This window comes from Halomonas sp. BC04 (assembly GCF_000568385.1).
Genome location: NZ_AZQX01000261.1, coordinates 1 through 6,231, shown reverse-complemented (window position 1 = coordinate 6,231; position 6,231 = coordinate 1). Strand labels below are relative to the sequence as shown.

Here is a 6,231-nt window from a genome sequence, read left to right as displayed (position 1 = left end):
GATGGTCCGGCTGCGTTCCATCCCACTCATTCAGCCAGCGGTTACACAGGTACTTTAGCAGGACCGTGACGAATGCCGAGGAAGCGCCATGGCCCGACACATCGGCGAAATAGAATAGCGTGTAGCGGTCATCGAAGCGCTGAAAGTCGAGAAAATCGCCCGACAGGTAGAGCGATGGCACCAGCCAGTAATCGCAGGTGATGCCCCCCAGCGTCTGGGGGTGGGGAGGCAGCAGCTTGCGCTGGATCTGCCCCCCGCCTGCTGGTCCAGGCGTAACAGGGCCAGGTGGGTCTCCAGGCTCTCGTTGAGCTCCTCCAGATGTTCGTTCAACTGGGCCAGGCGCTCGCGATCGAGGTTTCTTTCCTCCTCCAGCCGGCGCAACTCGATGGCCTTGCGTATCATTCGCCGCAGCAATTGCCCATGCCGCATGGGTTCGACGACATAGTCCACCAGACCGACGTCCACTGCCGTCAACAGGTCAGCATCGAGGCGCGAGTCGCTTACCACCACCGTCGGCAGACGTTCGGTCAGGCTTGCCCAGGCCAGGCTCGGCACCGCCCGCGCATGCGCGACGACCAGTGCCGTCTCGGCGGGAAGGTCCTCGAGTCGCTCGGCGGCAAGCACCGCCAAGCCATCGCGGGCAATGGTGTCGGCCAGTGCGTCACGATATTCGCCGGGCTCATCGAGTACGCCAATCAACGGCTTGGGTGCATCCATGGATCAGGCCTCAATCGGCGAAATCAGAATCGTCGAAGTCCGCATCGTCGAAATCGAAGTCGTAGTCATCGCTGGCAAAGGGATCGTCGCCCAGTTCTCCGTCGCTGACCTCGAAACGCCGTCGCTGCAGGTAGGCATCGCGAATGAAGACGTAGCGGTCACCATGCATCAGCTCTTCCTGATCGAGAAGCCCTGCGCGCATGTCCACGACCCTCAACGCGGTCAACCCGTAGCGTACCTTGTCATCTTCTACATAAGTGAGAGGATAAGTATAGGTGTCAAGCGGCAGTCCGGCAGTGTCTCGCACGGTACTCGGGCCCAGCAGAGGCAGCACCAGGTAGCGCGACTCCTCCCACCCCCATACCCCCAGTGTCTGGCCGAAATCCTCGTCGCGCCCGGTGATTTCCATATGGGTCGCAAAATCCCATAGGCCGCCGATACCGACGGTGGTGTTGATCAGGAACCGCGAGGTGGCGATGCCGGCATTGCCAGGCTTGCCCTGCAGCAGGCTATTCAGCGCCGTACGGATCTCACCGAGGTTGGAAAAGAAATTGCCCACCCCGGTCTGGACCGATTGTGGCGTAACGGTGCGGTAGCCCCGAGAAACCGGCTTGAGAACGGCACGATCCAGTGCGTCGTTGAAAGCGAATACCTGACGATTGAACCCCTCCCAGGGATCATCCGGATGGCGATCCTCGATCGTTATGTTGCTGGCACAGCCGGCCAGCATGACCATTGTCATCAAGGCGACCAAGGGCCGTGTGACGGAGCCGGTCCGCTTATTCGCCATCGCGAGAGTCTCCCTGCATGGATAACCGAAGTGGCCGCATCATTGGCGACGTACCACAACGCAGCCGGCACTGTACCCGGCTCCAAAGGAGCAGACCACCCCCAGTGCACCCGGGGACAGATCGGCATGGTGCAGATGAAAGGCGATGATCGAGCCTGCCGAGCTGGTATTGGCATAGCGATCAAGGATGATCGGGGCCTGGATGGCCTCGGGGTCATGGCCCAGCACCCGGCGCGCGATCATGTCATTCATGTGGCGGTTGGCCTGGTGCAGCCACAGGCGGGAAAGATCGTTTCCGGAGAGCTCGAGGCTGGCCAGATGGTCAGTAATCAGGGCCGCCACCATGGGACAGACCTCCTTGAACACGCGCCGCCCTTCCTGCACGAAAAGCTTGTCGACCGCCTGAGGATCACTGTCGGTGACCCGATTGAGGAAGCCGGCATTGTTGCGGATGGCATTCGAGAAGCGTGTCACCAGGCGCGTGCCGAGGACCTCGAAGCGCACCTCGGCGGTGGCCAGTTCAGCGTCCTCCAGCACCACGGCGGTACAGGCATCGCCAAAGATGAAGTGGCTGTCACGATCACGGAAGTTGAGGTGCGCCGAGCAGATCTCGGGGCTGACCACCAGCGCACGCTTCACGTTTCCGGACCGTATGGCATTGGTGGCCATGTCGATGGCGAACGTGGCCGAAGAGCAGGCCACGTTCATGTCGAAGGCACAGCCGGTAGCACCCAGCGCCGCCTGCAGCTCCACCGCCACTGCCGGATAGGGTCGCTCCAGGTTGGAGCAGGCGACGATGACCAGTCCGATGTCACCGGCTTCAACACCCGCAGCTGTCAGGGCCTGCCGTGCAGCCGCCAGCCCCATTTCGCACTGGATCGATGGCTCGTCGTTGGCACGTTCAGGCAGGTGCGGGCGCATGCGATCGATATCGAGAATGCCCTCGGCATCCATCACGTAGCGGCTATGTATACCGGAGGCCTTGACGATGAATTCGCTGCTGGAGTGAGCTAGCGGCTCCCGTTCGCCGGCCTCGATGGCGGCTGCATTGCGGCCATTTTCCGCGTCGACCCAGCGGTTGAACGACGCCACCAGGGCATCGTTGTCGATGGCGTGCTCCGGCGTGAATAACCCAGTGCCGGTGATCACGACGTCTGTCATGGTGTTCTCCCTCATGCGGCGACCTGGCCGCGTATGCTGTACCGGACACCGGCTTCGCCGATGCCCCATCGTCCTGGAGCCCCGCTGCCTGGCTCCTCTTCACGTCAGCCGCCGGTCGGCCTTGACCCCGTCAATTCTGCCCAGCGCCGCTCCAGGCGCTTGGTGGATACCGGCATTCGGGTGCCGAGCTGCTGGGCGAACAGGGAGACCCGCAGCTCCTCGATCCACCAGCCGAACTCGACCAGCGCCGGCTCTTCGTGCCCCCCACGCCGTTGACTCTCGCGCCGTGCCGCCAGACGCGCCTCGAGGTCCTGCACCATCTGCATGTGCATCTGGTCGCGCATGCGCTCCCGAGGCGCCTTCTCCAGCCGGATCAATGCCGCCTCCATGTAGCGTGGGTATTCGAAGAGCCACTCGCCGGCCTCTCCCACGAACCCCGGATGCACCAGGCGCTGCATCTGCGCCTTGATATCACTGTAAACCAGGGCCAGGGCCAGACTGAGATTGCCCTTCAACGCCTTGGTCACTGCCAGGTGCCCTTCGAGGCCGGCCTGCAGGGTAGCGACCAGAGTTTCGGCGTGGGGCAGGAGCTCAGCGGAACAGCGACTGATTCGAGTCGCCAGCTCTTCCTGGGAGCGTGGCAGGGGCGACGTGGCCAACACCTGGGTGAAGACGGCTTCCACCACATCCTCGTTCAGCTGTCGCTTGCTACCCACCTTGGCAAACAGCAGCGCACAGGTGTTGAGCCCCGGCAGCCGCTCGATGGCCTTGACCTGGTCCGGGAGCCTCGCCATGGCCAGCCTCGCCACGCCAAGACGGTGAGCCCGCTCGGCCTTGCCCGGGTGATCGAAGAGTTCGATGCGGAAGGCATCGCCATCGGGCACCAGGGCGGGATAGGCCTCGACCCGTATCCCGGCCTGGGTGGTCACGCGGGATTCGGGCAACGGCTCCCTGGGGAGCTCCGTGACGGCGTGAGCCGCACTGGCTTCCGCAGCCAGGGCTCTGGCCCCCTCTCCTGCAGCCGCCTCGAAGCGGCGCTCCAGGGCTCGGGCATCTCGCCCCTCTCCCAGCGTCCTCCCCTCGTGGTCGACGACTTTCAGGTTCATGATCAAGTGCGGCTCGAGCTGCTCCGTGCGCCAATCGTCCGGGTGGACCCGCACCCCGGTCTTGCGGCGCAGGAACTCGCCCAGGGCTTCGGTCAGCGGAATGTCGTCGGGCACCAGTGCCTCGAGTGCAGCATCCACCCAGTCGGGAATCGGAACGACCTGGCGTCGAAGCGACTTGGGCAGCGACTTCAGCAGCGCTATGCATTTCTCGCGCAGCAGCCCCGGCACCAGCCACTCCAGGCGAGCCAGGGGCAGTTGAGGCAACATGGCTGCCGGCACCGTCAGGGTCACACCATCATCGGGCGCGCCAGGCTCGAAACGATAGCTCAGAGGGTAGCGTACTCCATTCAATACCAGTTCATCGGGGTAGTGCGCCTGGGTGATCTCTTCGGCGTCACGGGCCAGCAGAGCATCACGGTCGAACTTGAGAATGTCGGGATCGTCACGCTCGACCTGGCGCCGCCAATGCTCGAACCCCTTGCCGTTGTGTATCTCGGCTGGAATGCGGGCATCGTAGAAAGCGAACAGCGTTTCTTCATCGACCAGAATATCACGCTTTCGTGCGCGATCCTCTAGTCCCTCGACCTCTTCGACCAATGCGCGGTTGTGGTCGAAGAAGGCCCCCCGGGTGCGGAATTCGCCTTCCACCAGGGCGCGACGCAGGAACAGCTCCCGTGCCTCGCCGGGTGCGATGGGGCCATAGTGGACCTTGCGACCCGAGACGATGGGCAGCCCGAACAGGGTCACCTGCTCATTGGCCACCACCTGGGCACGCTTCATTTCCCAGTGGGGGTCGCTGTAGGTGCGCTTGACCAGGTGACCGGCCAAGGGCTCTATCCACTGCGGTTCGATCCTGGCTACCGTGCGGGCAAACAGCTTCGACGTCTCCACCAGCTCGAAGGCCATCAACCACTTGGGGGATTTCCTGGCCAGCCCCGACCCCGGGTGGATGACGAACTTGCGGTTGCGCGCGCCCAGGTATTCACGGTTCTCGGTAAGCAGGCCCAGGTGGGACAGCAGCCCGGGAAGCAGCGCCTTGTGAAGCTGCACCGCACTCTCGCGCCTTGCCCGCTCCCAGGCCTTCTCGTCTTCGACCCCGCTCATCGTTCGTGCGGGAGGGGGGACCTCGATCTCCATCTCGCGCAGCAGCTGGCGCAACTGGCGGAAGGTGTCATGCCATTCGCGCAGGCGCAGGTAGTTCAGGTAGTGATCCTTGCACCAGCGCCGCAACCGGTTCCCGGAGAACTCGTCCCGCGCGGCCTCGAAGCCGTGCCATAGATTGAGCAGCGCGACGAAATCGGAGTCAGGATCCTGCCAGCGCCGATGCGCCTGGTCGGCGGCCTCTCGCTTTTCCGCCGGTCGGTCGCGGGGGTCCTGCACCGCCAGGGCCGAGACCACGACCAGCACGTCGCGTAGCCCACCCTGCTCCGCCCCGGCCAGCACCATCCTGGCCAGGCGAGGGTCGATCGGCAGACGGCTGAGCTTGCGGCCCAGCGGCGTCAATCGGTTGGCCGGGTCCACGGCACCCAGCTCGAACAACAGACGAAAACCATCCTTGATGAAGCGGCCATCGGGCGGATCGACGAAGGGAAAGTCCTCGATGTCGCCCAGCTTCAGCGACAGCATCGACAGGATCACCGAGGCCAGGTTGGTTCGCTGGATCTCGGGTCGGTGAACGGGGAGCGGGAGAGGAAGTCCTCCTCGTCATAGAGGCGAATACAGACACCTTCGGCCACCCGGCCGCAGCGCCCCTTGCGCTGGTCGGCGCTGGCCTGGCTGATCGGCTCCACCGGCAGGCGCTGGATCTTGGATTTGTAGCTATAGCGGCTGATGCGCACCAGCCCGGGATCGATGACATAGCGGATGCCCGGCACCGTCAGCGAGGTTTCGGCGACATTGGTAGCGAGCACGACGCGGCGCCCGGCATGCGGTGCAAAGACCCGGTTCTGCTCGGCGTTGGAGAGCCGCGCATAGAGCGGCAGTATCTCGGTGCCCTTGAGGTCGGCACGTCGAAGGGTATCGGCGGCCTCGCGGATCTCACGCTCCCCGGGCAGGAAGATCAGGATGTCCCGGGGACCATGGAACCAGCGCTTTTCACGCTCTACGGCCTCGATCTCTTCCACGGCGTGAAGGATGCCCTCCTGCAGGGTTCGGTCAGCCTCGTCGTCGGCTTCGCGCACCAGGGGGCGATAGCGCACCTCAACCGGATAGGTTCGACCCGAGACCTCCACCACCGGTGCCGGCCTTGGCTCGCCATCCTCGCCGGGCAGGGCGAAATGCGCGGCGAAGCGTTCCACATCGATGGTGGCCGAGGTGATGATCACCTTGAGCTCGGGACGCCGTACCAGCAGCCGCTTCAAGTAGCCGAGCAGGAAATCGATGTTGAGACTGCGCTCGTGGGCCTCGTCGATGATGATCGCTTCGTAGCGGGTAAGATCCGGGTCGTGACGCGTCTCG

At 64.0% G+C, this 6,231-nt stretch carries 2 protein-coding genes and 2 pseudogenes; all 4 read right to left on the bottom strand.

What is annotated here, in order from left to right:
• Positions 1–717, bottom strand: a pseudogene (locus Q427_RS18055) (PP2C family protein-serine/threonine phosphatase); the annotation flags it as partial.
• A 10-nt stretch (positions 718–727) separates the two neighbouring features.
• On the bottom strand, positions 728–1,507 hold the full coding sequence (locus tag Q427_RS18050) for an MlaA family lipoprotein (RefSeq protein WP_043516512.1): 780 nt from the start codon (positions 1,505–1,507) through the stop codon (positions 728–730).
• A 39-nt stretch (positions 1,508–1,546) separates the two neighbouring features.
• Positions 1,547–2,668 (bottom strand): beta-ketoacyl-ACP synthase III, encoded by a 1,122-nt coding sequence (locus Q427_RS18045; RefSeq protein WP_043516511.1) that lies wholly within the window; start codon positions 2,666–2,668, stop codon positions 1,547–1,549.
• 104 nt (positions 2,669–2,772) lie between these two features.
• Positions 2,773–6,231 (bottom strand): annotated as a pseudogene (hrpA, locus tag Q427_RS18040) (ATP-dependent RNA helicase HrpA); the annotation flags it as partial.